This window comes from Protofrankia sp. CiP1_Cm_nod2, from assembly GCF_920664355.1.
GTDB lineage: Bacteria > Actinomycetota > Actinomycetes > Frankiales > Frankiaceae > Protofrankia.
The window spans coordinates 1-2,747 of record NZ_CAKKTL010000344.1 but is presented as its reverse complement, the minus strand read 5'-3'; the positions used below and the strand labels follow the sequence as shown (position 1 = coordinate 2,747).

Sequence of the window (2,747 nt, the reverse complement as noted above, 5' to 3'; positions counted from 1 at the left end):
GATCTAGCGAACCAGGCGGACGGGCAGACTAATGGGTCCGCGCGCGAAGGCCGGGCGGTACGAGGGCGTGAAGCCGGCCTGGGACACCTCGAAGGTCGTCAGCTGACAGATCGCCTTGATACTGGCCTTGATCTCTCGGCGCGCAAGGTGGTTGCCGAGGCACCGGTGAATGCCGGCGCCGAAGGCCACGTGCGAAGAGACGTTCTGGCGCTCGAAATCGAGGGTGTCCGGGTCCTTGAACTGCGCGGGGTCGCGGTTGGCTGCAGCCCAGTTGAGGAGGACGCGGTCACCGCCGCGCATGGGGCAGCCGCTCATCTCGGCGTCCTCGGTGAGCGTTCGGCCCGCTGTCGGAACGGGTGATTCGAAACGGAGGAACTCGTCGACAACGCGACCGAGGCGCTTGTCGTCAGCGGTCGCGAGCTCGGCGCGCAGAGCCTGGTCGGTCGCGAGACGCACCGCGATGCTGCCCAGAGCGCCCATCGTCGTCTCCATGCCGGCCATGATCATGAGGTTCAGCGTCTCGATGCGCTGCTTCTCGTCCAGCTCCAGACCGTCGTCGCTCCCCTCCAGCCCCATGTGCGCGATGACACCGGCAAGGTCGTCACGCCGACCCTGCTCACGGCGCTTGACGAGCAACTCGGCGCCCCACGTGAGCAGGCGAGGAGCAACCTCCAGCGCCTTCTCAGGCTGAGTCAGGAGGGTGTTGAGCACCTCGAGCACCCAGCCGATCTCCGATTCCTGCTGCTCGAGGTAGGTCCCGAAGAACACGATAGGAGGCAGCACCTGCGTGAACTCCGAGATGAAGTCGACCTCGCCCTTGGCGACGCAGCGGCCGAGCAGCGTGTCGACCTTCTCCTGGATGCCCGCCTCGCCGGCCTGCTGGGCCTCCGCCGTGAAGAACGGGTTGAGCAGACGTCGGATGCCGCGGTGCAGTGGGGGGTCGGTCTCCAGCGGGATCATGCGCAGGATGTCGAGGTCGAACTGCACGGGGGCCGCACCCTGAGCGTTGCTGAAGGCCTTCCAGTTCACGCCGGCCGCCATGACGTCGGCATAGTCGCTGACCACCCAGAATCCGGCGACTTTATCGCTCCAGGGCTGGTCGCTCCACACGACCGGGCAGCGGTTGCGCAGGTCGTTCATCCTCGGCCAGAAGTCGTCCGCCAGGGTCGGGTCCAACGGCGTGAAGTGGACGACTTCCTGAGGCTCGTTCTGCGTGGCCCCGGTGGAACTCGTCATGGTCATCCTCCTGTGAGTGGCCGGCATGGCAGGGTCCGTTTGCGGTCGCCGAGCCGCTTGCGACCGCTCTGACCTCCACCTGAGCACGTGTATCGTACATCACATTCTAATTTCGTCAAGATTCTGCGCCAGGTTCGCCAGCTTGTTCAACACCATGGACAAGGTACCGAATCATATTTAGAATCTATCGAGCGACGCTACGTCGCCACGTCCACGCGATGAGGAGACGATCCAGTGCCAAAGGTGACCTTCCTACGCCCCAACGGTGACGACATCGCCGTCGATGTAGGTGACGGCACCAGCATCATGCAGGCGGCTGTCGCACACGGCGTCACGGAGATCGTCGCCGAGTGCGGGGGGACGCTCGCCTGCGCGACCTGCCACGTCTACGTGGCTGAGGAGCACCTCGACCACCTGCCGCCCATCAGCAACGACGAGCAGGAGATGCTCGACTTCACCGCCGCCCCGCGTGAAACGGGCAGCCGGCTCTCGTGCCAGCTGCCTCTGGGTCCCGAGCTGGACGGCATCGTGGTCCGATGCCCGGAGACCCAGTACTGATGGGCTCTTCGACGGTCATAGTGGTCGGTGCCGGCCAGGCCGGCTGTCAGGTTGCGTCGTCACTGCGCGAGGAGGGCTTCACAGGCCGCATCGTCCTCGTTGGTGCAGAGGCTCACCTGCCCTACCAGCGACCTCCGCTGTCCAAGGGCCACCTGACCGGCAAGACCTCGCGTGACGCCCTGTGGCTGCGGCCGGAGTCGTGGTTCGGGGAGCAGGGCATCGAGGTGCGTACCAGCACACGCGCCAAGCATCTGGATACCGACGGTCGCAGGGTCCTGCTTCAGGACGGCGAAGCCTTGGAATACGACGATCTTGTGCTTGCGACCGGCGCGAGGAACCGGCTGCTCCGGCTGGAGGGTGCCGGCCTCGAGGGTGTGTTGTCCCTGCGCACCCTGGATGAAGCCGACGAGGTGAAAGTTCGCCTGGAACAGGCTGCGCGCGTGGTGGTCGTCGGAGGCGGCTTCATCGGCATGGAGGTCGCAGCGACCGCAGTGCAGCTGGGGAAGAACGCGACGGTCGTCGAGGTCGCCGACCAGCTCATGGGCCGTGTCCTGTCGAGCCACACTGCTGCGTTCCTTCTGCAGGCTCACCGGGCACGCGGTCTCGATGTCGAGCTGACGACCACGGTCAGCCGGATCGTCGGTGTGGCCGGCCGCGTGGCCGCTGTCGACACGACGGACGGCCGCCGTCTCCCTGCTGACCTCGTGCTGGTGGGCGTGGGTGCAAGCCCCAACGTGGAGCTCGCCGAGCAGGCTGGCCTCGAGGTGGACAACGGTATCGTGGTCGACGAGCTGTTGCGCACCTCGGCGCCGCACGTCTACGCGGTCGGGGACTGCGTCTGTGCCCCGAATCCGTTCGCAGGTGGAACGCGTGTGCGGCTCGAGTCCGTCCAGAACGCGACTGCGCAGGGACGGCGCCTGGCAGCCACGTTGACCGGCCGCCCTGAACCCTTC

At 66.3% G+C, this 2,747-nt stretch carries 3 protein-coding genes; 2 read left to right on the top strand and 1 reads right to left on the bottom strand.

Annotated elements, in window-relative coordinates; translation table 11 throughout:
- Positions 1–3: 3 nt before the first annotated feature.
- Positions 4–1,236, bottom strand: coding sequence for a cytochrome P450 (locus NBW84_RS23010; RefSeq protein ID WP_250287348.1), 1,233 nt, complete (start codon positions 1,234–1,236; stop codon positions 4–6).
- Positions 1,237–1,470: 234 nt separating this feature from the next.
- Here NBW84_RS23010 and NBW84_RS23005 point away from each other — a divergent pair, with 234 nt between their 5' ends.
- Both NBW84_RS23005 and NBW84_RS23000 read left to right on the top strand, forming a co-directional pair.
- Positions 1,471–1,794 (top strand): 2Fe-2S iron-sulfur cluster-binding protein, encoded by a 324-nt coding sequence (locus NBW84_RS23005; RefSeq protein ID WP_250287347.1) that lies wholly within the window; start codon positions 1,471–1,473, stop codon positions 1,792–1,794.
- Positions 1,794–2,747 (top strand): FAD-dependent oxidoreductase (locus tag NBW84_RS23000; protein WP_250287345.1); only part of this gene is annotated, 954 nt, incomplete at its 3' end. The genes NBW84_RS23005 and NBW84_RS23000, both read left to right, overlap by 1 nt.